The organism is Mediterraneibacter sp. ICN-202921, assembly GCF_037890075.1.
Lineage (GTDB): Bacteria > Bacillota > Clostridia > Lachnospirales > Lachnospiraceae > Mediterraneibacter > Mediterraneibacter massiliensis.
The window spans coordinates 34,884-60,248 of sequence record NZ_JBBKBE010000014.1; the positions used below are offsets into that span (position 1 = coordinate 34,884).

Consider the following 25,365-nt stretch of genomic DNA (forward strand, 5'->3'; position numbering starts at 1 on the left):
ACAGAATATCCAGAAACCTGTCCTTTAAAACAGTCTGGTATTTAAAACTGCTCCGCTTTTTGAAGCTAACTGCTATTATAGCATTTTGTCCATAACATGAAAAGATACTGTAAAAATATCTTTTGCTGCTATGATATCTGCTCCGGTACCGGCAATATTTTTCACCACGATATCCCCTATTTTCACAGGAGCCGTAACCTCCACTTTTTTCAGGATAGCCATACATTCCATGATCTTCTCCTTTGGAATCTCCTGTTTTGTTCTGACCGGCACCCGTTTGTCTGCTCCGCCTTTCACCCGTACTGTTGTGGTCAGGCTTCTCATCGGATGGAGCAGTTCATTAACGGCATATTCCTTGCCTCTCTTACACCGGTTCCCCTGGATTTCCATGTCTTCACCGCCGCTTAAAACAGTCAGTCTGCACCCTACCGGGCAGCAAATGCAGATCAGTTCCCTCGTTTTCTTCTTGTCTGTCCTGCCTTCTTCTGCCATTCTTTACTCCTCCTTTATCCTGATCTGCAAAACCGCTATATCCGGGTATTTTATAAGTTCCTCTCTTTTTACTACTGCTTCTCCCATTTCTCCCGGGGTCAGTATCCGTACCTTTTTTCGTTTTATAAGCTCACCATCTGCCAACACTTCCACATACCTATTTTCCAACACATCTGATACACGGAACCGTATCGCAACCTTTTCTTCCATCTTCTGTACATCCAAAAAAGAGGGCACTGTATAGCGTATCTTCTCTCCTGCGCCTATCAGCGTACAGTTCTCCCAGGATTTTCTTTCGGTCTTTTGCTTTTTCTGCTTTTCTTTTACATATTCTGCGGCATGTTTTCCCGCCAAAGAAGCTTCTTCCGAGACAAAATCTACTAAATCATGCACGTGCAGTACATTCCCGCAGGCAAAGATTCCTTCTGTACTTGTCTGAAAACTTTCATCTGTTATTGGTCCGCCTGTCACAGGATTTAATTTTACTTTTGCCTGTCTGGACAGTTCGTTTTCCGGAATCAGCCCCACAGAAAGGAGTAGTGTATCACAGACATATTCTTCCTCCGTTCCTGCAATTGGATTTCCTCTCTCATCTACCTGAGATAGAACCACTGCCTCCATCCGTTCTTTTCCTTTCACTTGGGTCACCGTATGCCGCAGTTTCAAAGGAATCCCATAATCCTCCAGACACTGTACGATATTTCTCTTGAGTCCTCCACTGTAAGGCATTAACTCCGCAACAGCCTTGACATGGGCTCCTTCCAGCGTCATCCTTCTAGCCATGATCAGTCCGATATCTCCAGAACCCAAAATGACCACCTCTTTGCCGGGCATGCAGCCTTCTATATTGACCAGCCTTTGCGCCGTTCCTGCCGTATAGATCCCCGCCGGTCTGAAACCCGGTATGTTCAGTGCCCCTCTGGGACGCTCTCTGCATCCCATGGCAAGGACCACTGCCTCCGCCTTCAGAACTGTCACTCCCCGCTTAGAATTGACTGCCGTCACTTCCCTCTCCGGGGAAATGTCTGTCACCATGGTATTTAACCAGTAATCAATCTGCAATCTTTCTATTTCCTGTATATAGCGTGCCGCATATTCCGGTCCGGTCAGTTCCTCCTGAAACGTGTGAAGCCCAAAGCCATTGTGGATACACTGGTTTAAGATCCCGCCCAGTTCATGGTCTCTCTCCAAAAGCAGGATTTTCTCCATGCCTCCTTCTTTTGCCGCCGCTGCTGCCGCAAGTCCTGCCGGACCGCCTCCTATAATAATCACATCATAGCTTTCCATCATTCTCTCCCAACACCATTTTAGAATTACCGCCTTTTTTCGTCACTTTCTCCCAGGGACAGGATAACTCTCGCGTCAGTATCTCCATCACCTTCGGCGTGCAAAATCCAGCCTGACATCTTCCCATCCCTGCGCGTGTACGTCTTTTTATCCCATCTAAAGACTTTGCTCCTAAAGGTCGATGTATCGCATCTAATATCTCTCCTTCTGATATTCCTTCACAGCGGCAGATGATATTTCCATACGCCGGGTTTTCCCGAATCAACACATTTCTTTCTTCCAAAGACATATTCTCCGTTGTCTGTATGCTTTTTCTTGTCTTTTGAAACTTTATATTTTCTTTTGAATCTAATTTATTTCTTAGAATTTCTGCAATCATCTTCCCGATTGCTGGTGCACTTGTAAGCCCAGGAGACTCAATCCCTGCACAGTCAATAAAGCCCGGCGCATCTTTCACCTCGCCGATGAGAAACTCATGCCCGTCCTCATGAGCCCTCAGCCCGGCAAAACTGGTGATCACCTTTTTTGCCGGAATTCCCTTTACTGTAATCCTTGCCTTCTCCCGCACAGCCGCAAGTCCTTCTCGTGTCGTATCGGTCCCTTCTCTGTCCGAAATATCCACAGCCGTCGGTCCACTCAAAAGATTTCCGTGAACCGTAGGTGTCACCAAGATTCCTTTCCCATATGCTCCCGGCAGGGCAAAAATCGTATGTGTGACATGTCTCCCCACTTCTTTATCATAAAGAATGTACTCTCCCTTTCTGGGCGTTATATGGATCTTCTTACGGCTCACCATATTGTGGAAACGATCTGCATAGACACCGGCGGCATTGACAATATACTTTGTCTTGTATTCCTCTCCCGTGCGCGTCCACAACCTCCAGACTTCTCCATTCTTCTCAATTTTTTCCACTTCCTGCCGAAAATAAAATTCCACGCCATTTACATGGGCATTTTCCGCAAGGGCGATCGTAAGACCAAACGGACAGACGACCCCCGCATCCGGAGCATAAAGCGCACATACCGCGTCGTCTGAAATATTTGGCTCCATCTTTACCAATTCTTCTCTCTCTACGATCCGCAGATTCTCTACTTTATTTTTCACACCTCGCAAGTACAATTCTGACAGTCTTTCTCTATCTGCCTCATCTGTACACACAACAAGAGAACCTATTTTTTTAAATGGAAAATCCAACTCCTGAGAGAGTTCCTCCATCATTTTGTTGCCCTGTACATTTAATTTTGCCATCAAGGTCCCCGGCATGGCGTCAAAACCTGCATGTACGATCCCGCTGTTCGCCTTGGAAGTGCCGCTGCACACATCCTCCTCCTTCTCCAGCACACATACCTTTGCCTGATACCTGGACAATTCCCTTGCTGCTGCCGAACCGATCACGCCTGCCCCTATGATCACCACATCATACATCTGTATCATTCTCCTTTGCCCATCCATATGTGTATTTGACCGCTTTTTTCCAGCCTGTCAGCATCTTCTTTCGTTTCTCCTGCTCTATCCCAGGCTCAAAAGTCCTGTCTATAGCCCAATTTTCTTTTACCTCTTCCTTACTGCGCCAGTAACCGACTGCCAGGCCTGCCAGATATGCCGCTCCCATCGCCGTTGTTTCTACACACTGCGGGCGTTTCACCGGAGCGTTCGACAGATCGGCCTGCGTCTGCATAAGGAAATTATTTGCGCTGGCGCCGCCGTCCACCTTCAATGCAGAAAGATGGAGTCTTGCATCTGCCTCCATTGCTTCTAAGACATCATTTACCTGATATGCGAGTGATTCCAACGTAGCGCGTATGATATGGTATTTATTTACCCCTCTTGTAATCCCTACGATCGTCCCCCGAGCGTACTGATCCCAATATGGAGCGCCAAGTCCTGTAAACGCCGGCACCACATAGCATCCATTTGTATCTTTCACTTTCTGCGCCATATATTCTGAATCCTGTGAGGAATCTAATAGTTTCATCTCATCCCGCAGCCATTGTATTGCTGCTCCTGCCACGAAAATAGATCCCTCCAACGCATACGTTACTTTTCCATCTATCCCCCACGCGATCGTCGTCACCAGTCCGTTTTTTGAATACACCGGCGTATCTCCTGTATTCATGAGCAAAAAACATCCGGTTCCATACGTATTTTTTGCTTCCCCTTTTTCAAAACAGGTCTGCCCAAACAAGGCTGCCTGCTGATCTCCCGCTGCTCCGGCAATAGGGACAGGCGCGCCGAAATATCCTGCGTCCGTCTCCCCATAGATATAACTGGAAGGCTTCACTTTAGGAAGCATACGTTTTGGTATGTCCAGCTCCCTTAAGATTTCTTCGTCCCACGTAAGTGTATGGATATTAAAAAGCATTGTCCTGGAAGCATTGGAGTAATCTGTGACATGTACATTTCCCTTTGTCAGCTTCCATATAAGCCAGGTTTCCACCGTACCAAAAAGAAGCTCACCTCGCTGCGCCCTCTCTCTGGCGCCTTCTACATGATCCAGTATCCACTTGATCTTCGTTCCCGAAAAATATGCGTCTATCACAAGCCCCGTCTTTTCTCGAAATTTCTCTGTCAACCCCTTCTCCTTGAGTCTGTCGCAATACCCGGATGTCCTTCTGCACTGCCAGACAATCGCATTATATACGGGTTTTCCAGATACTTTATCCCATACGATCGTAGTCTCTCTCTGATTTGTGATCCCGATCGCCGCAATATCCGCCACAGTTGCACGAATATTCGCCATCGCCGCCTCAGCCACTTCCAGCTGCGTCGACCATATCTCCTCCGGGTCATGTTCTACCCAGCCCGGTTTTGGAAAATACTGCGTAAATTCCTTTTGTGCCACACTGCATATCTCGCCTTTTTCATTAAATAGTATACAACGATTACTCGTTGTTCCGGAATCTAATGCCATCACATATTTTCTCATACTTTTCCTCCTGTCGCCCGGCGCTTTCGCACGATATCTTCTTCCGTTTTTCCTTACCTTTTATTATAGGAAAAAGCAGGGACTTTTACAACACTTATCCCTGCTCTGCTCTCTAAAAACCGGAAACAGTCTGCCTTACAGCAAAGCAGACCGTCTATATTATACTATTTAAATAACGCCTTTTTGCAGCATGATGTTCGCATACAGAGCAGACTCTGATGTAGCAATGATCGCGTATGCTTTTTTCGCTTCTTCGTAAAAAGCAAAACGCTCTACATTTCCGACAGCCTCTGCTCCCCGGTCATCATACTTATGGATGATTTCTTTATACACATCCCAGATCGGTGTCTCCACCGTATCACCGGGCATTACTTCCATCAGACTGACTGGTTTCTCCACATATGTATCGAGTGGGAACACCTGCAGGATTGCTTCTAAAAGTTCCGGTACATTATGTCCGTCGCATCTTATGACAACAGCGTTCTTTCCCATAGACTCTGCGGGAAAATTCCCATCTGCAATAACCAGCCTGTCGCTGTGTCCCATCTCGCAAAGTACTTTCAAAAGCTCCGGTGATAAAATTTTCGGTATTCCTTTTAACATTTCCACTTCCTCCTTTTGCACGGTTTCCTTCTATCCAGAAAAAAGATTAGCTTTTCCGGCTATTTTTGATAATGAATAAGGGTGCGGATCCCCACACCCTTATACATCATTTTTCTGATTTAAGTTCTTTTACAAATGATTCCTATTCGTACAGGCATGCAGCGATTTCTTCATCATCGATGTTTTCTGCTGTATACCAGAGCGCTCCTGTATCTACGTCAGATACTTCTTCTCCCTTAGCAGCTTTTACTGCAAGGTCTACTGCCTGGTAACCGATCTGTACTGGATTCTGTGTGATAGATCCTGCAAAGATACCATTTCTTACTGCGTCTAACTGAATCTTACCAGCGTCAAATCCTACGCCGACGATCTTATCAACACCTAATTTATCAAGACTTTCATTTGCTGTTACGATATTCTTTGCAGAGAACTCATTGGATCCGTAGATTGCAACCAGATCTGCTTTATTGAGCAGTGTGTTTGCTACTGTTACACAAGCTGCATCTTCTACTGTTGCAGGAATACCTACTTCAATAATAACCTTTGCTCCGTCTACTTTCTTATTGTATTTGTCATGTCCTTCTACAGAAGCTTTATCTTCACCGATCAGGCTTACCATTTTATCAATGAAACCTGCTGTTCTGTCGATGATAGAACCAGAAGTTGCGTCCTGTGATACAACACCGATTCTTACTGTGTCAGCCGGATCTGTTACTTTATCTTTGATCAGTTCATACATATTTTCTGCTGCCATTTCGCCTGCTGCATAGTTGTCTGTAGCTGCGTTTGCAACGATCGTATCATTTCCAGGAACACCTGAGTCAAATCCGATCACTGGAATATTCTGAGAAGCCGCTGTATCAAGAGCGCCTTTTACAGACTCTGGATCCAGAGAAGCAAGAACGATTGCACTTGGTTTCTTGTTGATGGCATTGTTCAGCTGCTCTACCTGCTCTGCAACCGCAGACTCATCCTTTGGTCCTACAAAGTTCATCTTTACGCCGTTTTCTTCTGCTGCTTTTTCAGCTCCGGAATTTACAGCTTTCCAGAAGTCGTGCTGGAATCCTTTTGCCACAACTTCAACAGTCATATCTCCGCCCGCAGATGAACCGCTGTCAGAAGAACCCTCTGCCTTCTTATCTTTTGATCCGCAGCCGATTGCCAGAGATGCTACCATTGCTGTGCATAATAATACACTCAGAACCTTTTTCTTCATTAGAAAATCCTCCCTTTTCTTTTTTTCATTTTCTTGTTGCTATCTGAATATCTGCTGTACAGATATTGATGCCTCTTATACAGATGCCGCTTTCTTTCTGTTCAATACGTCTGCAAATACTGCAAAGATCAGAACGAAACCTGTGATAAATAACTGATAGTGTGGCTGCAGTCCTACGAACGGAAGTCCTGTCTTTAAAACTGCCATGATAAATACACCGATCAAAGTACCGGAGATAGAACCATTTCCTCCTGAAAGAGAAGTTCCTCCGATAACTACACCCGCGATCGCATCCAGCTCAAAACCATTTCCTGTGCCCGGCATCAAAGTAGAATATACTGCCGCGTAAGAGATACCTGCAAGAGCTGCGAAGAAACCGCTGAATGTATAAGCCAGTGTTTCCCATTTCACTACATTTACACCAGAAAGTCTGGTTGCTTCTTTGTTGCTTCCAAGAGCCAGGATATAACGTCCGGGTCTTGTCTTATTTAAGATCACTGCCATGATGATCGCCATCACGATCAAAAGGATAAACCCTGTAGGGATCCCTGCCGGAAGGCTCTCTGTCTTAAATTTGAAGATATTGTGGAACCACGCGCCTGCCACATCTCCCTGTGGGAAAGTAACAGTAGCCGTTCCTGTCACGATAGAACCAAAACCTCTTGTGATCATCATCGTACCCAGTGTAGCGATAAACGCCGGCAGTCCCATCACGGAAACCATCAGTCCGTTAACTACACCGATCAAAGTACCGATTGCCAGGATAATGATCAATACAGCTGCCATCGGAACACCCTTTTCAAACAATGTACCGCCGATCAAAGAACAGCAGATACAAACTGTACCTATGGAAAGATCGATCCCGCCTGTGATAATAACGAAAGTAACACCGATCGCCATGAAACCAATATAATATGATGAATCAAAAATACTTACCAATGTACTATACTGAAAAAAGTTATCTCCAAAGATACTAAAGAAGATATACAGTAATATCAGAGCAAGTACTGCGACCATCTTCTGTGTTTTTAATGTTTTTTTCATTTTCTTAACTCCTCCCTATTCTCTCATTGTTGCCGCATGCATAATATTTTCCTGGGTTGCTTCTGAAATATCCAGCTCTCCTGTCTTGCGGCCTTCACACATAACTATGATCCTGTCGCTCATACGAAGGATCTCTGTCAGCTCTGAAGAGATCATGATAATGGATTTCCCTTGTTTTACCAGTTCATTCATTAATGAATAGATCTCACTCTTGGCGCCTACATCAATTCCTCGGGTAGGTTCATCGAAAATAAGGATATCACTGTTTCTCGTCAGCCATTTCGCAATGACAACTTTCTGCTGGTTTCCACCGGAGAGATTCTTTACAAACTGGCGGACAGAAGGAGTCTTTGTCTTTAATGCATCTACATACTTCTGTGCCTCTGCTTCCTCTTTCTTTTTGTCAATAAAGAAACCAGACATGAAATTTTCCAAAGACGCCATTGTTGTATTCTCTGTCAATGTTTTATCTACGATCACACCATAGCGTTTTCTGTCTTCAGAAAGATAACCGATTCCGCAGTTTACTGCATCTTGTGGATTTTTGATGGTCACTTTCTTTCCATGTACATAAATATCACCGCTGTCGATCTTGTCTGCGCCAAAGATCGCTCTTGCCGTCTCTGTTCTTCCTGCTCCCATAAGTCCGGAAAAACCAAGGATCTCTCCTTTATGTAATTCAAAACTTACGTCTTTGACCATCTTGCCGGCATGCAGGTGTTCTACTTTCAATACAACTTCCGCATCTTCCGGAACATTGCTGACTTCTTTAGGATCTTCGTAAACCACACGCCCTACCATCATATTGATGATATCGTCTTTTGTACAATCCTTTGAGATCAAAGTGCCGACATACTCTCCGTCACGCATAACCGTAACTCTGTCCGTGATCCGCTTGATCTCATCCATACGATGGGATATGTAGATGATGCCAAGGTCTTTCTTCCTAAGGTCATCGATGATCTTAAACAACTCATTGATCTCTGTCTCTGTCAGTGCGGCTGTAGGCTCATCAAAAACGATGATCTTGGCATCTGTAGAGATTGCCTTTGCGATCTCACACATCTGCTGTTTTCCAACTGTCAGATGTCCCATAGTCTCTCTTGGATCAATGTCGATATTAAGCATATCGAAAAGACGCTTTGCTTCCTCCACCATCTTTCCGTCATTGATCAGTTTACCATTCATGGTCTCCCGGCCAATAAATATATTCTGGGCTACGGTCAGGTGGTTCATCATATTCAATTCCTGATGCACGATCACCACGCCTGCATTTTGTGCTTCTTTTGGATTTTTGTACTCTACTTCTTTTCCGTCATACACGATCGTCCCACTGTCTTTGCTGTAAATACCTGTCAGTATTTTCATCAGTGTAGATTTTCCCGCACCGTTTTCCCCCATAAGGGCATGTACTTCCCCTCTCTTCAGTTCCAACTGTGCATTTTTCAGTGCATGTACTCCAACGAAAGATTTATCAATATCTTTCATTGTCAAAATAACTTCTCCCACTTTCTCACCTTCCAATCTTCCCTGTTGCTTTCTTTTGTTATACTTATTATAGTTTTCTTTATATCTGTCTTGAATAGAATATTTTATAAAAAAAGGTAAATATCTTCTTTAAATGAAAAGATATTTACCTTTTTATAGTACAATATTCACTTTGCTTTTATTCTTTCCCTGTATTGACCGGGAACAGCAGTTTTTGGTTTTCCTTTGTATAGATGTTTTCCCTCGTGACTAATTTGCATCCGGAATCTATCTTTCTTTCTTCTAGTTTTCCGTATGCCGCCTCCATTCCCATCTTTACGCCCAGATACCCCATGTCGAATGCACGCTGTATTACAAGCCCTTCTATGGCCCCGGATTCCAGCATCTGAATCTCTTCTTTAGAATTATCAAATCCTACGATCTTGATCTTCCCCTTCAGCCCCATATCTTTTACCAGCCTTGCCGCCCCCACCGTGGCATACTCATTTGTTCCTGCGATCACAGTAATATCCGGGTGGGCTTCCAGCATTTTCTTTGTTTCATCATAAGCAATACTATAATTAGATTGTCCGTAAACTGTCTGCACAACCTTTCTTTCATTTTCTTTCAGTACTGCCTGAATACCTCTTTCTCTGTCTTTTGCCGTAGAACTTCCTTCCACATGACTCACGATACCGATTTTTTCATCTGTACTGCTGATAGACGCGACAAATTCTCCCAGTTTACGTCCCGCCTCATAATTATCTGTAGACACCATGCAGTCTGCTACATCTTCTGCGAGACCAGAATCGATCAGAACCAGCTTGATCCCTGCCTCTTTGATCTTTTTTGCCGCCGGCAGTATGGCAGCCGTATCCGCAGGTGCCAATGCGATCACATCCGGTTCTTTCTCGATTGCTTCTTCGATCAGCACTTTCTGTCTCTCCACATCTTTTTCCTGCACAGGCGCCACCCATTCATAGTCGGCTTCCTGCTCGTCAGCTGCCATTTGTGCCCCTTCCACAAGAGAATTCCAAAAATCAATATCATCCTGTGTCTTGGATACAAAGATCACCTTCAGCGGTCTTTCCGGACGGGAACTTATATACAGTCCGCCTCCGATAAACAGAAGGAGAAGCAAAAGTTCCAGAATCTTCTTTGTCTGCCTGCGTTTACATATCCTCATTCACTCGTCCCTCCCCCGTCGGAATACGGACATAGACTGTTGTCCCACTTCCCTTTTCGCTCACATAATGCAGACCATACTCCGCTCCGTAATACAGCTGCAGACGATTCTGCACGTTGCGCACGCCGACTCCGCCGCTGCCCGGTGTATAAGTCTTCTTATCAAAGATGTGTTCCAGTTCCTCTTTTGTCATCCCGGCGCCGTTATCCCTAATCTCGATCACCACGTCTTCCTGCTCATAATATCCTCTTATCTCTATTTTCCCCGGCCCTTCTATATACTTGATCCCATGATAGATTGCATTTTCCACCAAAGGCTGTAAAGTCAGCTTCACGATCTTTTCATTTTCGATTTCTTCTTCCAGTTTGATATCAAAAGCCAGTTTATCCCGATACCGCATTTCCTGGATCGTAAGATAGGTCTCGATATAGCCTAATTCCTGTCTGATCAAAACGAGTTCCTCGGCATTTCCTATACTCTGCCGAAATAAACGGGAAAGCGCAGAGGTCATGCGCACCACTTCTTTGTTATGTTTTCCACTCTCTGCCATCCAGATGATCGAATCTAATGTATTATAAAGAAAATGCGGATTGATCTGCGCCTGCAGCGCCTGCATCTCTGCCTTTCTCTTTTTCTTCTGCTCTTTTACATTTTCTTCCATCAGGCTTTGTATTTCCTGTACCATGATATGAAAAGACTCTCCCAATCCACGTATCTCTGCCTGTCCGCCATTCTCTGCCATCAGCGCACTTTCAAAATGTCCTTTCTCCACTTCCTTCATGGCTGCTTCCAAAGACACGATAGGTCTGGTGATCGTACGCGACAAAAGCCGTGCAAAAAAGACGCCGACCGCAAGGAAAAATAGAGCAAGCAGGATATACAGACGGGTCAGTTCTTTTCCTTCCTTCATCAGTTCCGACATATCCGCGACTCCTACCACTGTCCAACCTGTATCTTCCGAAGTAGAAACAGTATACAACTTTCGCCCGTTTCCTGTATCTGATACAAAACTGCCATTAACACCTTTCTTTTCCAATACTTCTTCGATCAACTCTGTTTTAAGACCACTGTAGATCAACTGCTGCTGGGGATGATAAATGATTTCCCCGTTTTTGTCCAGGACATATATATACCCTTTCTTCCCCTGACTTACCGAGCTGCACAGGCTGTCTATGGTGGCATAATTCATATCGATCAAAAAGACGCCTTCCACCTCTTTTGTCTCCTGATTTTCGATCCCTCTGCTAAGTGTGATCACCCAATCGTACTGATTATAGATCATGTTCTGTACATGAGAGGAGGTAATATGTATCTCCTCACTTTCTTTTTTAACCGCTTTATACCACTCCTGCTCCGATACCGAAATATACGGATTCAAAGTAGAGGCGCCCCTGTTGATCACACTTTTTCCATTATCCGCGATCACCGCTACATTGCGGACATCCTTCCTGGTATTCATGATAGTCCGAAACTGATCGAGAATACGTCCATAGTTCTCCTCCTGCACTTCTTCCGGAAGATCTTCCTGGAACAAATATCTCTGGATATCTCTGCTGTTATATATCATAGAAGAAATATCCTTCATGTAATTGATATAGGAATCCAGATCGTCATTGACTTTCTCTATCAGCTGCTGTGTATATTCCTCTGAATTATTTACAACACTGCGCTCTGTAAAAACGATCGCCAATATAAAGAACATGATAGAAGAAAACAAGATCAGCACCGTAAAGGTTCCCATGATCGCTGTATAGATTTTCAGACTCTGAAATTTTTCTTTTATCTGACGGATCTTATTTTTCATCTCTTATTCCTTTTTGCATATTCTTTCGGTGTCATACCTTCATTTTTTTTAAAAATACTGCCAAAATAATGGGCGTCACTGTACCCTACTTTTTCTGCGATCTCATAAGATTTCAACTGGGTCGTACACAACAGTTCTTTTGCTTTTTCCATTCTTATCTTTGTCAATGCCTCTATGAATGTCTCCCCTGTCTGGGTTTTAAACAAAGCGCTGAAATAACTTGTACTGATCGCCAGTGCTTTGCTGACAGAATTTAAAGAAAGTGAAGAGTCCTGATAATTTTGATCTATATACTCCAACGCCTTTTCTGCCATGCATTTTCCCAAGTCCTCCCGTTCTTTGGAAGCGGCTTCCATAATAGACAGGCAAAACCGCAAGAGCAATTCTTCCATCTGTTCTGCCCGCCCTTGGTTTACAATTTCTTCAAAAAGTGGTTTTTCCCACTGCAGCACTGTTTTCTCATCTATCCCTGTCTCATCTGCAAACAGGCTTAAACGTGTCATCAGATTCTGCACATACATGCCTGTGCGTGCTTTTTGGATATACAATCTGCGCATCTCATGAAAAAAACGTTCTACTTCCTTGTGTACTCCTGCTCTGTCATTTCGCTTCATCTGGCTGACCATCTGCCTTGCGAAAACGCTCGTATCAATGACTGCCTGTGTATCCCGATTGACAAATTCCTTTCCAAATACCAGTTCATTGCCCTCGAATAAAAACTCATATTCCGCCGCACGTTTAGCATTCTCGTAAGACTGCCTCAGATCTGCTCTGTCCCAGACACATACGCCTGCAATCATCATCACAGATTCATGAAAAAATTTTTCCACATGCGATCGGATAACATCCGCAATCCTCTGGATTTCTTCCTCTACCTGATACGCACTTTCCCCACAGAATATCAAGGTCGTAATATTGCCAATATCCTGGAATACCTCACAGCAGGTTTCTTCCCTGACCAATTCTTCTACCACATTATAAAGAGCAAACAATAAAATATCCGACGGATCTTCCTGATGGATATACCGGATCTGTACGACAGAAAAACATTCCCCCTCCAGATAGATACCGTAAAACCGCATTCTGCCCTCAATGTCCTGATGTACACTTTTCTCCCGGATCAACTGACTTAAAAACCGCTCTTTAAAATATTCTTTATTCTGCTCAAATGCTTCCCTGATCTTTTTCTGTTTTTCTCTCTCTTCATGTTCTTTCTCAAGTTCCGCATGTAGTTTTAGGAGCACGTCCGTCAGCTCTCTCGCTGTCACGGGCTTTAGTATATAAGCTCCTACCTGATATTGGATCGCCTTTTTCGCATACTCAAAATTATCATACCCGCTGATGATCGCGACCTTACACTGCGGACAATTCTCCTGTACGTATTTCGCCACATCCAGCCCGTCCGCATACGGCATACAGATATCTGTCAGTACAAGATCCGGCTGCTTTTCCTGGATCGCCTCTATTGCCTCACGTCCATTTTCACAGACTGCACACAAGGAAAAACCCGCGCCTTCCCAGTCCATATTTTCACTGATTGCCTCACGGATCAGCACTTCATCATCTGCCAGTAAAACTCTATACAATTTTTTCCCTCTTTTCTTTGTCTGTTTTTCAGCCGGAACTGTCCTTGCGTCCGCACAGCAAAAGTCCGCTTTTGTTCCTGCATATCTGCTTCTTTTCTTATTATGCCATATACTTGCGCAAATGAAAAGAAAACTTCTGCGCAGGCTGAAATTCTTTCTCTGCACAGAAGTTCTCTATGTTCTTCTTATTTATACCAGTATCTTTTTAAATCTCTCATAGGCTTCATCCCAGTCTTTACTTTGCTGTGGTTCATATCTCTTAATATCCTGGGACTGACGGATGATCTTTCTTGCCTCCTGCAAAGAAGCGATCTCACCGGAAGCCATAAATTGCAGAGCCACATTTCCAAGGACTGTCGCTTCCACAGGACCTGCGCTGACTGCACAGCCACACGCATTTGCCGTACACTGACACAGCAGGGCGCTCTGGGTACCTCCGCCTACCATATATACGGTTCGGTAATCCTTGCCCGTACATTTTTTGATTTCTTCCATAGCATGGCGGTATTTCATTGCCAGGCTCTCATTGATACAGCGTACAATCTCACCCTTTGTTTTCGGCACATACTGCCCTGTTCTCTCACAGAACTTCTGGATCCGTTTCGGCACATTGCCTGCCGGTGTAAATTCCGGTGCGTCAGGGTCGATAAAACACTGTAAGGAAGGAGCTGCCTGCGCCATTTTCTCCAATTCTCCAAAGCCGAATTCTTGACCTTCTCTTATCCACTGTCTGCGGCTCTCCTGCACACACCAAAGTCCGATGATATTTTTTAAGAAAGAAATCTTTTCTTCACACCCACCCTCGTTTGTCACATTGTAATGGGCTGACTTCTCATTGATGATCGGCTCGGCCAGTTCTGTTCCCAAAAGAGACCATGTTCCGCAGCTTAAGAAAATAAAGTCTTCTTCCTGCGCCGGCACGGCAACAAGAGCACATTGCGTATCATGTCCCGCAACAGCGACCACATCCATTTTGTCCAGAGAAAGTTCTTCACAGATTTCTTCTGTCAATTCCCCTATCTTCGTACCTGTAGGAACGATCTGTGGGAAAATATGAGCCGGAAGTTCCAGGGCTTTGATCACTTCTTCTGACCAGTTTCTTGCTTTTGCATCCAATAATTGCGTAGTGGACGCGATGGAATACTCTGCTTTTTTCTCTCCTGTCAGGAAATAGTTAAACAAATCCGGCATCAGGAGCATTTTATCTGCTCTTTTTAACAATTCTTGTCTGTTCTTTGCAAGAGAAAGCAGCTGGAACGCCGTATTGATCTCCATAAACTGATTGCCTGTGATCTGATAAAAGGTATCCTTATCTATCTTGGCAAAACTTTCCGCCAACATACCGTTGGTTCTATTATCCCGGTAATGTACTGGATTTTCCAACAGCCTTCCTTTTTCATCGAGCAAACCGAAATCCACACCCCAGGTGTCGATTCCGATACTCTCGATCTTTCCGCATTTTTTTGCCTTGATCAATCCCTGCTTGATCTCAAAGAAAAGCCGAAGTACATCCCAGTACATGGTTCCATTTACGATCACCGGATCGTTTGAAAAGCGGTGCAGTTCCTCGATCTCGATCTTTTCTCCGTCAAAAGTTCCGCACATTGCTCTTCCGCCGGAAGCTCCAAAATCAAACGCTAAAACTTTCTTTTCCATATCTTATCCTCTTATTTATACAGCGGCCCGTATGCAGCGCATGCTCTGTAATCCTGGCCTTCTTTATCCATCCCAAACGCATTCCATGCAGACGGACGGAAGATTTTCTCTTCTGGTACATTGTGCATTGCCACCGGTATTCTAAGCATAGAGCACATGGTGATCAAATCTGCTCCGATATGTCCATAGGAGATCGCTCCATGATTTGCTCCCCAGTTGTTCATCACGTCGTATGCAGTCTTAAAAGCGCCTTCTTTGCCATTGCATCTTGGCGCGAACCATGTACAAGGCCATGTATAATCTGTACGTTTCCACAGTTTATCAGAAACTTCCTCTGGAAGATGTACTGTCCATCCCTCTGCGATCTGCAGCATTGGTCCAAGGCCTTTGACAAGGTTCAGACGGATCATCGTCACCGGCATTTCCGCACGGGTCGCAAAACGGCTGGAGTATCCGCCTCCACGGAAGTATCCGTTATCAGCTGCATTCCATGTGGTTGCATCCATGATCGCTTTCTGGTCAGCTTCTGTCACATTCCACCATTCTTTCATAACACCATTGCCATTCTCATCTTTTGCCTCTCCACAAGCATCCAGACAAGCAGCGCCGGAGTTGATCAAGTGGATAAATCCGCCCGCTTCCTTCGCAACGCCTTCTAATTCGTAATCTGCCGCTTCTTTTACTGCTTCCGGGCTCCAGTATGTACGTACATCCGCAAAGATCTGTGCACGGTTCGTCAAAAGCTTCATAAACAGCATACCAAGACCATTGAGCACATCATTTTCTGTAGCAAGAACGTATGGTTCTCTCGCTCCATTCCAGTCAAAAGAAGTATTGAGCATTGCCTCTGCAAAGTCTCCGTTCGGATAGAAATCTGTCCACTGTCTCTGTCCCTGGAAACCTGCTGCGATGGCATTGTGTCCGATTGCTTCCTCTGAGAATTTTTCCGGCAGATTTTTATTTCCGTTCATCAGGTCTTTGATGATCACTGCCATCTTTACTACGAATTCAAACTGTTCTTCTTTTTTCTCCGGTGAAGCTTGTAATTCTTCTGGATTTTTATCGAATCCGATCTTGCATGTCGCTTTTGCCCATTTCAATGCCTTTGCAAATTCTTCTTCGTCATAAATACCTTCTGTCATACGGCGGATAATCTCTACCTCATCTACTGACTCTACCCGCATGCCAAGATAAGACTCGATAAAGTCTGAATCAATGATGGAGCCGCCGATTCCCATACAGATAGAACCGATCTGCAGATAAGATTTGCCGCGCATAGAAGCTGCTGCAACTGCAGCACGGCCAAACCGCAATAATTTTTCCTGTACGTCTTCCGGGATCTCTGTCGCATCTGCGTTTTGTACATCATGTCCGTAGATACCAAATGCCGGCAGGCCTTTCTGTGCATGTGTTGCCAGGACAGAAGCCAGATATACTGCGCCCGGTCTTTCTGTACCGTTAAATCCCCATACCGCCTTGATCGTCTGCGGATCCATATCCATCGTCTCTGAACCATAGCACCAGCAAGGTGTCACTGTCACTGTGATGTCTACACCTTCTTTTTTGAATTTATCCGCACATGCAGCACTCTCGCCTACACGTCCGATTGTAGAATCTGCGATCACCACTTTTACCGGTTCTCCGTTAGAATATCTTAAATTTTCTCTGAAAAGTTTTGCTGCTGACTGCGCCATGTTCATTGTCTGTTCTTCCAAAGAACCTCTTACATCCAATGCGCCGCGCCGTCCGTCTATTGTAGGTCTGATACCGATCACTGGGTAACTTCCGATCAATCTGCTCTCTGCCATTTTTACTTCCTCCTTCTTTCTCGCCTTTCGCCTTTTTCATCTGCGAAAGAAATCAAATTGTTTTATTTTCCTTTATTATAAGCCTGACATTTCACTAATTCTTGTGGTATAATAGAAAAAAATATAATAATATTCACTTTTAAATCTTCTGCTTTTAAATGAAAGGAGGATACAGATGAAGTATATTAAGTACCGTGAAGAAAAAAAACACGGAACTTTTGATTTTCCGATCGAGTTTTATCATGTCACCGCAAGTCATCCCCGCTACGAGATGTCTTATCACTGGCATATCGAATATGAGATCATCCGCATTATCAAGGGGCAATTAACGATGACCTTTGGGGATTCTGAATTTACAGCCGGAAGCGGCGATATCATCTTCGTACCAAGCGGCGCACTCCACGGCGGTATTCCCGATCATTGTGTCTATGAATGTATCGTCTTTAACCTCAGCACTCTTTTATCGTCCAATCATGCAGGCGAAAAATTTTTCAAAAAGATCGAGAACAACGCGATCCAGATCTATCATCATATTACCGACTGTGATGAGGAGCTGCATGAGATCATAAAATTCCTATTTGAAGCTATGCGTGGGAAATCGGACGGGTATGAGCTGACGGTCATTGGTTCCTTGTATCAATTTTTTGGTTATATCTTCAGTCATCACCTGTACATCCCCGCAGATAGAGTATCTCAGAAGAATGACCGGCGTGTCGAACAATTAAAAAAGGTATTGGAGATCATTGAAACCTCTTATGACCAGTGTCTGACCTTGGATATATTGGCAAAAGAAGCCGGTATGAACGCGAAGTACTTCTGTCGTTTCTTCCATGAGATGACACACCGCACCCCCATCGACTATCTAAACTATTATCGGATCGAACAAGCCTGTTTTAAACTGGTCACTTCCAATGATTCCATCACAGAAGTTGCCTTAAGCTGTGGCTTTAATGACATCAGCTATTTCATTAAGACCTTCAAAAAATACAAAGGCATCACGCCAAAAAAATACCTGAGCGCTTCTTTCTAAGCGCCCAGGTATTTTATGGTTATGCAAACGTCAATACGATCTTACGGATCGACGGATCTTTTGTATCTATGAAATCAAAGGCTTCCTGTGCTTTTTCAAAGGGGTATGTATGCGAGATCGTCCCGCTCAAATCCAGCTTTCCTTCCTTGATCAGGTCGATCGCCGTCTGGAACTTCTTGTTCTGCAGTCTGGAACCTCTCACATCCAGCTCTTTTGATGTGATGGCAAACTGGTTCACCTCTGTAGGCGCAATAGAAAATCCCATTGTCATCACACGTCCCGCATTCCCCGTCGCCTGCAAAAGCGTCAGCAGGGAGTCCTTTGTGCAGGCTGCGTCTATGGAAACTGTAGGACCATAGCCATCTGTCAGTTCTTTCGCTTTCTCCACTACATCTTCTTTCCCTATATGGATCGCATAGTCTGCGCCGTTTTTTAGCGCCTCTTGCAGCTTTTCTTCTACAATATCTGCCACAATGATCTTCGCCTTGCTCAGTTTCGCGATCTTTAGGATCGAGCTTCCAAGAGCTCCGCAGCCTAAGAGAAGCAGTGTATCCTCCTCACACAGTTCTGCTCTGGAACAGCTCTGTATAGCGATCGTCGTAGGTTCGATCATGACCGCTTCTGTATCTGACAATCCCTCCGGCAGCACATAGCAATCCTGCTCCGGCACTGCCATGTATTCCCTGTATCCTCCGTCAATGTGCACGCCGCGTACTTTTAAGTTTCCGCATACGTTTCCTCTTCCCTTACGGCACGCATAGCAGTGTCCGCAGTTTACGACCTGGTCTATGATCACTCTGTCCCCCGGTTTTAAATGTGTGGCATTTGTACCCACTTCTTCTACCACACCTACCATCTCGTGCCCGATCACACGAGGATAGGTAGCGGCCGCATTCGTTCCATGATAGATTCCAACGTCAGAACCACATATACCTGCCGCCTTCATTTTCACCAGGATATTGTTCTTTTCTGTGATCACCGGCTTCTCCATTTCAATCACTTTTAGTTCGCCCGGTTTTATGATCTGAATTCCTTTCATGCATCTTCCTCCTAACTTTTCTTTGCGTCATTGGAAACAGAAGCAACCAATATCAATACAAGTACCGCTCCCTGGATCAGTCTCTGCATGCCGACCGACAGACTCGCGGCATTTAAAAATGTCGTGAGAAGATACATCATCAAAGCACCCAGACATACACCTGCTACGTTCGATTTTCCTCCGGAAGCAGCGGTACCTCCTACAAATGCCGCTGCAATGGACGGCAGGAAATACGTCGTTCCCATATCCTGGAAAGCGCCTCCGTTAAACGCGCCACACAGTGTACCGGAAAGGCCGCACAGCGCGCCGCCCAATACAAAGGCTGTGATAACGACCCTGTTTACATTGATCCCTGCATATTTTGCAGCAATTCTTTTCTGTCCTACTGCATGAAGTTGTTTTCCATATTTTGTCTTATATAGGAGCAATGCCAGAAGTACTGCCACTGCGAGACAGATTACCGTCAGCATAGAAAAACCACCTGCATGCAGATTGATAAAATCTACAAATCCTTTATCCGGCAGCGTCTTCATGCCCGGCGCTAATACAAGTACAATGGTAAAAATAATGTATCCTGTGGCAAGTGTCGTCACCATTGCCGGAACCTTCAGATAGATATTGATCAATCCATTTACCAGTCCACACAGTGCTCCTACAGCAACTGCCGCCACGATCCCGATAAGAACATTGTACTGCATCAGGTCGCAAGATATGTATGCTGCCAATGTCAGTATATACTGCTGTGACAGATCGATCGCGCCTTCACCGCTTGTTACGACAATCATCTGTCCCAATGCCAAAAGAAGGGCAAATGAGCAAAGTTTTGCACTGGAAAATATCTGTCCGACACTGAATTTTCCAGATACGACTGAAATTGCGATCCATAAAAGGACGGAGCCGAGAAGCGGCCATATAAATGCATACTTCGTCATTATTTTTTTCATTTTATTTTCCCTCCTTTTTATGGGTGATCAGTTTAATCGCCAATACAACGATCAGGATCAGGCCTGTCACTGCTGTCTGGTAATTCGAGTCTACCCTAAATGATGTCAAAATCGTTGTGATAAATGACATAGCGATCCCGCCGCACACAACACCGATCGGAGCTACAATACCGCCTGCCATCTCACAGCCGCCGAGAATAACCGTCGCAATAGACATCATACAGTATGTTGCCGATGAATTTGCGTCCGCGCCCATGCAGACTGCTGTGTATGCCATACCTGCTAAAACGACCATAAAACCGGCCAGTGCATAGTTTGTCATTTTTGCCTGCAGATAGGACCATCCGGAACGTTCCACTGCCAATGGATTATTTCCGATTCCTCTTAAAATCATGCCGTATTTGGAACGGAACAATACGTACCAGCAGAATACGCCTGCAAGTACACAAAGTACGATCGGCATTGGAATGACAGGAAATTCAAATTTATAAATTGCAAGTAACCATTCTGGGCAAGTCCCGCCAGGAGACGGTGCGATGACAAGCGCAATGCCCCACCATACAAACTGCGCGCCTAAAGTAACCACGATTGCAGGAATATTGCGCACATGGATCAGTGCACCCATCAAAGCATATGACGCGATAAAAATAAGCAGACTGATAACTCCAAACAACGGGTTTCCTGTCAATATGATACCGACCAGTACATTGACCAGCGCGATCGAATATCCATTTCCCATATCCACATCGCCTGCTGTGACAATGAACATCTGTCCCAGAGCAGCAAACACAAGCGGTACTGCCGAGGAAACCAACATACGCATTCCCATGTAAGAAAGGATCCTTGGATTCATAGAAGCATTCAAAAGAATCATAATGATCATAGCAGCTACCGGAAGCAATACCCGAGAAGTCAGGATCCTGTGTACCATACCTTCTTTCTTTTCTTCTGTCACTTTCTTATGTTTTACATCTTTAAAAGAAGCTTTTACGATATTGGCAACGGTGATCTCTTCTTTCTTTAATTCTTCTGTAATCTCTCCCTCATGCATAATGTACGCACGGTCACAGATCTCGATCTCCGCATCTTCCGTAGAATAGAGGATCACTGCCTTACCTGCTTTTTTCGCCTCTTCAAGAAGACCATATATCTCCTGCTTTGTCTCAATATCGACGCCCGCCGTCGGGTCATTTAAAATGATCAGCTCAGCGCCAGAAGCAATTCCTCTGGCGATCAACGCCTTTTGCTGATTTCCTCCGCTTAAAGACATAATCGGACTGTGGATTCCTTCTGCCTTAAATTTCAGCTTGTCATACCAAGTCTGCGCCAGGCCTTCTGACTTCTTCTTATCCAGAAATACGCCTGTTTTTACCTGATCCAAATTCCCGATGATCGTATTGTCAAAAATATCCCACAGATGGAAAACGCCTTCTTTCGCTCTGTCTCCACTTACATAAGAAACAGAGGTATTCAAAACGACGCCTTTTTTCTCTTTTCCTTTATATTTTTTAGAATCATACAAAAGATTTAAAAGAGCTGTCTGTCCAGAGCCTACCAATCCGGAGATCCCCACGATCTCGCCTCTGTTCACGTGCATATTGATATTATACAGGCCTTTCCCTGTATAATCCTTTATCTGTGCCGCTACTTGCGATGTCTGGTCACTTTCTTCTGACAGAACTTTTTCCGCCGCCTTTTTCGTTCCTGCGCCGCCTAACATTTCTACAAGCTGTTCTGTTGTGATCTCATCCGGGTCGCATTCGCCGGAATTCATCCCATTTCTCATCATCACGATCCGGTCAGACACTTTCCGTATTTCATCCAGCTTATGTGAAATATAGATAACTGCAGTCCCTTTTGCGCTCAATTCTTCCACTACTTTATGAAGCTGCTCTGCTTTATCTGTTGATAAGGCAGATGTAGGCTCATCGAGAACGAGTACTTTTAAGTTGTCTGTCATCAGTGTCTTACAAATCTCTACAATCTGTCTCTCCGCAAGTGTGAGGCGTTCCACAGATTTCATCACATCGATGTGATTGCCTGGGAAATATTTTTCCAGCAGATCTTTTGCCTCTTTTTTGGCTTTTTTCCTCCAGCCCGGTTTTGTCACAAGGCCATGATCTACATTCAGCATGGCAAAATTTTCATAAACACTCAAGTTCGTACATAACGACAGATCCTGATATGCGCAGGAAATTCCAATCTCCTTCGCTTCTTTTGTCGTATATTTTGTCATTTCTTTTTCTTCTACTATGATTTTTCCCGCAGTCGGCGGAAGTACTCCCGTCAGTACTTTCATCATCGTAGATTTTCCCGCCCCATTAGGTCCGACCAATCCGATTACTTCTCCTGCGAATATCTGAAGATCAATCTTCTGCAATGCCTTTGTAATGCCGAAAAATTTATCGATCCCCGATAACTCTATGTAAGGAGTCTGTGTTTCTGTTCTTTTCACTCTTTTAAGCTCCTTTCTGATTTCTATGTCAATGCGATCACTCTTATCGGAGAGGCTGATCCGTCTTTGATCTTATTCGCCAGTCCTATCACATACGAAAATACCGGAAGTTTCCGCAAATTTGTCAGATTCTCTATAATCGGCACTCCGCTGCCGAGCAGAATATAATGACAGGGATATGTTTCGCTGCCAAAAGGATCCAAGGCAAGAGCATCTGTACCTACAGAGGCTACTTTTTTATCCAGTAAATACTGTGCTGCGTCCCCTCCCAGACCTGGCCAATCTTTTAAAAATTCTTCTGCATCTTTTCCTGTACCGTATTTTTCTTCCCAGCCGAAATGCAGAAGGATAACGTCACCCTGTTTGATTTCTCCGTTTTCTTCTTCAAACTTCTTAAGCATATCCAATGTATATACCCCGCAAGGCTCCAGAAAAGAGGCGTCTATCTTCACACCTCTGCCAATGACAGTTCTGACATCTACTTCTTCGATAGATGCTCCGCCTTTTATAAAATGTTTAGGCGCATCCAAGTGAGTTCCCGTATGTTCTCCGAAATTTATTTGTCTATGCAGAGAAACAGCTCCTTCATCATACGTCTCATAAATAATCGCTCCAAATCTTGCATGAGTAGGCCAGACCGGCATCCCCGGCTCCATCGTATAACTTAAGTCGATCACATCGGCGCTGTCCATCACCTGCTGCATCAAAGGTATAATCTGTTCGTTCATGTGTATCTCCCTCTTTTCTGAATATAAGAACAGCCAGACCTTGTACTGCCTTTTGCGGCCTGGCTGTTTCCCTACTATTTATATAAGTTCTCTCTTACCCAGTCACGGTCATATGTAGGAGTTCCAATCTCCTCATCTCCCATGTCTTTGTAATCCTGTACCTCATCTTTTGTCACAACCGCAAACGGATGAATCATTTCATTTGGGATATCATATTCGCCGCTCAAGATATCACAGGCTACATATACACCTGTCGCCCCATCCCATGGATTGGAAGAAACAGAAAGTGTATCGTATCCTTCCGGCGCTTCATTTGCCCACCATTTCAGGAAATACCCTCTGTTGTCTCCGCCAATGACCGGAAGGTCCATGCCAGCTGCTTCAAATGCCTGTACAGCTGCGTAAGAATCTCCACCCTGTGTCACGACTCCGTCTACCTGATCCAGTGTCGGAAGGACAGAAGCCAACTCTGACTGCGCTTTAGAACCTGTCCAGTCTGTATAGACCTCTGCGACAACCTCGATGTCCGGGTAATTCTCTAATGTCTTCATAACACCTTCATGCGCAATATTATCAAACTCTGCTCCAGCAGTTCCTCTCAGTTCGATAATCTTACCTTTACCGCCGATTGCCTCGCACACATATTCTGTCAGAGTTCCCATCTGGTCAACTGTGTCAAAATTGATCTGATAACAAAGTTCTGCGTCAGATTCTACCGGTCCGTCATTGATGATGATACACGGAATTCCTGCATCAGATGCTTCCTGGATGGCTCCTGTCAGAGCTGTAGCAGAAATCGGATCGATGATGATCGCATCCATGCCTTCCAAGATAAAGTTTTCAATCTGCTGTACCTGCTTAGAAGCATCATTGTTTGCCTCCACGATCGTAAATTCAGAAATCTCACCAGATTCTTTCAGCTCATCTGCCGCTTCCTGTGCATATGCTTCCATCTGCTGACGGTAAGAGTTTCCATTAAAACTGTTTGTCAGACCGATCTTATAGCCACCTTTGCTTCCGCCATCAGACTCCTTCTTGTCATCTGAACCTGCGCTTCCACATGCCGCCAGGCTCATGATCATGGTTCCTGCCAGAAGGGCTGCCAATACTCTGCTTCTTTTTTTCATAATTGAATCCTCCTCTTTAAACTATTGTGGAATACGCTCCACACTTGTATACTAGTATCTTACCCCCCCCTATATATTTGTCAACTAATTCTTCTATACTTTTGTGATTCATATTTTATTTCTCTATATTGCACAATTTTTATCTTTTTAAATGTAAAAACTGCTTTCTATTTTCTGTCATATTATACAAAAAAATTCTATCGGATTTTCTCTGCTTACTTTCAAAATCCGATAGAATTTTTCTGCATTTTCTCTCTTTTTATTCCTTCTCAAAATATTGCCGGTATTTCTCCTCTACGATCCCTTCGTCAATCTTGTGTCTTGTCAGATGACGTTCCATAGCAGACACTCCTCTTTCTACATCCTTTTTGCGGATCGCGTCCAAAATTTCCATATGATCGTCTATCACATACTGTTGATCTACTGTCTTCGTACGCAAGGCGCGCAAACGGTCAAAATGCAGCATCATATTACTCATCAGTTTATAAATATGTGGTTTATTTGTCATTATAAACAATTCTTTATGAAATTGGTTATCCAATTCCAGGAGTTCTCCCGGCTCATCATCATCAAGATAAAACTGCTGTAGTTTTACATTTTTTTCCAATACAGACAATTTTTTTTCTTCTATTCCCTGGCATGCCAGAACAATAACTGCTTTCTCCATGGTGATACGCATAAACTGTGCTTCTTCCACCATGGCCCAATCGATCAGTGAAACATAACTTCCTTTCTGGGGATAGATCTTGACGATCTTACTTTTACTTAATTCGATCAATGCTTCCCTTACTGGAGTCCGTGAAATACCAAGTTCTGCTGCCAGATCATTTTCACTGATCCTGCTGCCTGGTTCCAATTCCAACAGGACAATATTTTCCTTAAGTATACGCAGTACATATTCTCTTCCTGTTTCTCGTCCATATCTTTTCTTTACGATCATACCTTTACCAAACCTTTATTTTCCTA

Annotated in this window: 20 protein-coding genes; 1 reads left to right on the top strand and 19 read right to left on the bottom strand. The window is 44.3% G+C overall.

All coding sequences use genetic code 11. From position 1 onward, the window contains the following. Positions 1-75: 75 nt before the first annotated feature. The 13 genes from WKT01_RS10645 to WKT01_RS10705 all read right to left on the bottom strand — a co-directional run bounded on the left by WKT01_RS10645 (position 76) and on the right by WKT01_RS10705 (position 17,076). Positions 76-492: a DUF1667 domain-containing protein gene (locus WKT01_RS10645; protein ID WP_117975060.1), complete on the bottom strand. Its 417-nt coding sequence runs from the start codon at positions 490-492 to the stop codon at positions 76-78. Between the two features lie 3 nt (positions 493-495). After that, positions 496-1,779, bottom strand: a complete 1,284-nt coding sequence (locus tag WKT01_RS10650) for an NAD(P)/FAD-dependent oxidoreductase (RefSeq protein ID WP_117975059.1) — start codon at positions 1,777-1,779, stop codon at positions 496-498. Then, a complete protein-coding gene (locus WKT01_RS10655) occupies positions 1,766-3,205 on the bottom strand; it encodes an NAD(P)/FAD-dependent oxidoreductase (protein ID WP_117975058.1) in 1,440 nt (479 codons plus the stop codon). The genes WKT01_RS10650 and WKT01_RS10655 overlap by 14 nt, the downstream gene beginning before the upstream one ends. After that, the gene (gene glpK / locus WKT01_RS10660; RefSeq protein WP_117975057.1) at positions 3,198-4,706 is read right to left on the bottom strand and encodes a glycerol kinase GlpK; all 1,509 of its coding nucleotides are present in this window, start codon (positions 4,704-4,706) and stop codon (positions 3,198-3,200) included. Before glpK ends, WKT01_RS10655 begins: the two co-directional genes overlap by 8 nt. A gap of 168 nt (positions 4,707-4,874) precedes the next feature. Further along, positions 4,875-5,309 carry an RbsD/FucU family protein gene (locus WKT01_RS10665; protein WP_117975056.1) on the bottom strand — a complete coding sequence of 145 codons (435 nt, stop codon included), beginning with the start codon at positions 5,307-5,309 and terminating at the stop codon, positions 4,875-4,877. A gap of 142 nt (positions 5,310-5,451) precedes the next feature. Next, positions 5,452-6,525 (bottom strand): ABC transporter substrate-binding protein, encoded by a 1,074-nt coding sequence (locus WKT01_RS10670; RefSeq protein ID WP_117975055.1) that lies wholly within the window; start codon positions 6,523-6,525, stop codon positions 5,452-5,454. Between the two features lie 75 nt (positions 6,526-6,600). After that, on the bottom strand, positions 6,601-7,569 hold the full coding sequence (locus WKT01_RS10675; protein ID WP_059066228.1) for an ABC transporter permease: 969 nt from the start codon (positions 7,567-7,569) through the stop codon (positions 6,601-6,603). 15 nt (positions 7,570-7,584) lie between these two features. Continuing rightward, positions 7,585-9,078, bottom strand: a complete 1,494-nt coding sequence (locus tag WKT01_RS10680) for a sugar ABC transporter ATP-binding protein (RefSeq protein ID WP_059066264.1) — start codon at positions 9,076-9,078, stop codon at positions 7,585-7,587. Between the two features lie 157 nt (positions 9,079-9,235). Further along, a complete protein-coding gene (locus WKT01_RS10685; RefSeq protein WP_059066227.1) occupies positions 9,236-10,222 on the bottom strand; it encodes a substrate-binding domain-containing protein in 987 nt (328 codons plus the stop codon). Continuing rightward, complete coding sequence (locus tag WKT01_RS10690) at positions 10,209-12,026, bottom strand: cache domain-containing sensor histidine kinase (protein WP_117975054.1); 1,818 nt, start codon at positions 12,024-12,026, stop codon at positions 10,209-10,211. The genes WKT01_RS10685 and WKT01_RS10690 overlap by 14 nt, the downstream gene beginning before the upstream one ends. Beyond that, complete coding sequence (locus WKT01_RS10695) at positions 12,023-13,612, bottom strand: response regulator (RefSeq protein WP_162858199.1); 1,590 nt, start codon at positions 13,610-13,612, stop codon at positions 12,023-12,025. The genes WKT01_RS10690 and WKT01_RS10695 overlap by 4 nt, the downstream gene beginning before the upstream one ends. Before the next feature lie 189 nt (positions 13,613-13,801). Next, entirely contained in the window at positions 13,802-15,268 is a 1,467-nt protein-coding gene (locus WKT01_RS10700) for a rhamnulokinase (RefSeq protein ID WP_117975053.1), read from the bottom strand. An 11-nt stretch (positions 15,269-15,279) separates the two neighbouring features. Next, positions 15,280-17,076 (bottom strand): L-fucose isomerase, encoded by a 1,797-nt coding sequence (locus tag WKT01_RS10705; RefSeq protein WP_059066224.1) that lies wholly within the window; start codon positions 17,074-17,076, stop codon positions 15,280-15,282. 175 nt (positions 17,077-17,251) lie between these two features. Between WKT01_RS10705 and WKT01_RS10710 the strand changes: the two genes are divergently transcribed. Continuing rightward, positions 17,252-18,106 carry an AraC family transcriptional regulator gene (locus WKT01_RS10710; protein WP_059066223.1) on the top strand — a complete coding sequence of 285 codons (855 nt, stop codon included), beginning with the start codon at positions 17,252-17,254 and terminating at the stop codon, positions 18,104-18,106. A 19-nt stretch (positions 18,107-18,125) separates the two neighbouring features. Here the strand turns inward: WKT01_RS10710 and WKT01_RS10715 are convergent, their stop codons facing one another. The 6 genes from WKT01_RS10715 to WKT01_RS10740 all read right to left on the bottom strand — a co-directional run bounded on the left by WKT01_RS10715 (position 18,126) and on the right by WKT01_RS10740 (position 25,339). After that, positions 18,126-19,145: an alcohol dehydrogenase catalytic domain-containing protein gene (locus tag WKT01_RS10715; RefSeq protein WP_059066222.1), complete on the bottom strand. Its 1,020-nt coding sequence runs from the start codon at positions 19,143-19,145 to the stop codon at positions 18,126-18,128. Between the two features lie 11 nt (positions 19,146-19,156). Beyond that, positions 19,157-20,089: an ABC transporter permease gene (locus WKT01_RS10720; RefSeq protein ID WP_117975052.1), complete on the bottom strand. Its 933-nt coding sequence runs from the start codon at positions 20,087-20,089 to the stop codon at positions 19,157-19,159. A 1-nt stretch (position 20,090) separates the two neighbouring features. After that, entirely contained in the window at positions 20,091-22,544 is a 2,454-nt protein-coding gene (locus tag WKT01_RS10725) for an ATP-binding cassette domain-containing protein (RefSeq protein WP_117975051.1), read from the bottom strand. 23 nt (positions 22,545-22,567) lie between these two features. Beyond that, positions 22,568-23,272 carry a cyclase family protein gene (locus tag WKT01_RS10730; RefSeq protein ID WP_059066219.1) on the bottom strand — a complete coding sequence of 235 codons (705 nt, stop codon included), beginning with the start codon at positions 23,270-23,272 and terminating at the stop codon, positions 22,568-22,570. A gap of 74 nt (positions 23,273-23,346) precedes the next feature. Beyond that, positions 23,347-24,399 (bottom strand): ABC transporter substrate-binding protein, encoded by a 1,053-nt coding sequence (locus WKT01_RS10735; RefSeq protein WP_117975050.1) that lies wholly within the window; start codon positions 24,397-24,399, stop codon positions 23,347-23,349. Positions 24,400-24,658: 259 nt separating this feature from the next. Further along, positions 24,659-25,339 carry a GntR family transcriptional regulator gene (locus WKT01_RS10740; protein WP_117975049.1) on the bottom strand — a complete coding sequence of 227 codons (681 nt, stop codon included), beginning with the start codon at positions 25,337-25,339 and terminating at the stop codon, positions 24,659-24,661. Between the last annotated feature and the right edge of the window lie 26 nt (positions 25,340-25,365).

Bases quoted from the DNA above. Each gene is read 5' to 3' on its own strand.
- WKT01_RS10740 (WP_117975049.1), bottom strand. From the start codon at position 25,339: ATGATCGTAAAGAAAAGATATGGACGAGAAACAGGAAGAGAATATGTA.
- glpK (WP_117975057.1), bottom strand. From the start codon at position 4,706: ATGAGAAAATATGTGATGGCATTAGATTCCGGAACAACGAGTAATCGT.
- WKT01_RS10735 (WP_117975050.1), bottom strand. From the start codon at position 24,399: ATGAAAAAAAGAAGCAGAGTATTGGCAGCCCTTCTGGCAGGAACCATG.
- WKT01_RS10730 (WP_059066219.1), bottom strand. From the start codon at position 23,272: ATGAACGAACAGATTATACCTTTGATGCAGCAGGTGATGGACAGCGCC.
- WKT01_RS10720 (WP_117975052.1), bottom strand. From the start codon at position 20,089: ATGAAAAAAATAATGACGAAGTATGCATTTATATGGCCGCTTCTCGGC.
- WKT01_RS10690 (WP_117975054.1), bottom strand. From the start codon at position 12,026: ATGAAAAATAAGATCCGTCAGATAAAAGAAAAATTTCAGAGTCTGAAA.
- WKT01_RS10675 (WP_059066228.1), bottom strand. From the start codon at position 7,569: ATGAAAAAAACATTAAAAACACAGAAGATGGTCGCAGTACTTGCTCTG.
- WKT01_RS10685 (WP_059066227.1), bottom strand. From the start codon at position 10,222: ATGAGGATATGTAAACGCAGGCAGACAAAGAAGATTCTGGAACTTTTG.
- WKT01_RS10665 (WP_117975056.1), bottom strand. From the start codon at position 5,309: ATGTTAAAAGGAATACCGAAAATTTTATCACCGGAGCTTTTGAAAGTA.
- WKT01_RS10650 (WP_117975059.1), bottom strand. From the start codon at position 1,779: ATGGAAAGCTATGATGTGATTATTATAGGAGGCGGTCCGGCAGGACTT.
- WKT01_RS10705 (WP_059066224.1), bottom strand. From the start codon at position 17,076: ATGGCAGAGAGCAGATTGATCGGAAGTTACCCAGTGATCGGTATCAGA.
- WKT01_RS10710 (WP_059066223.1), top strand. From the start codon at position 17,252: ATGAAGTATATTAAGTACCGTGAAGAAAAAAAACACGGAACTTTTGAT.
- WKT01_RS10670 (WP_117975055.1), bottom strand. From the start codon at position 6,525: ATGAAGAAAAAGGTTCTGAGTGTATTATTATGCACAGCAATGGTAGCA.
- WKT01_RS10700 (WP_117975053.1), bottom strand. From the start codon at position 15,268: ATGGAAAAGAAAGTTTTAGCGTTTGATTTTGGAGCTTCCGGCGGAAGA.
- WKT01_RS10655 (WP_117975058.1), bottom strand. From the start codon at position 3,205: ATGTATGATGTGGTGATCATAGGGGCAGGCGTGATCGGTTCGGCAGCA.
- WKT01_RS10645 (WP_117975060.1), bottom strand. From the start codon at position 492: ATGGCAGAAGAAGGCAGGACAGACAAGAAGAAAACGAGGGAACTGATC.
- WKT01_RS10715 (WP_059066222.1), bottom strand. From the start codon at position 19,145: ATGAAAGGAATTCAGATCATAAAACCGGGCGAACTAAAAGTGATTGAA.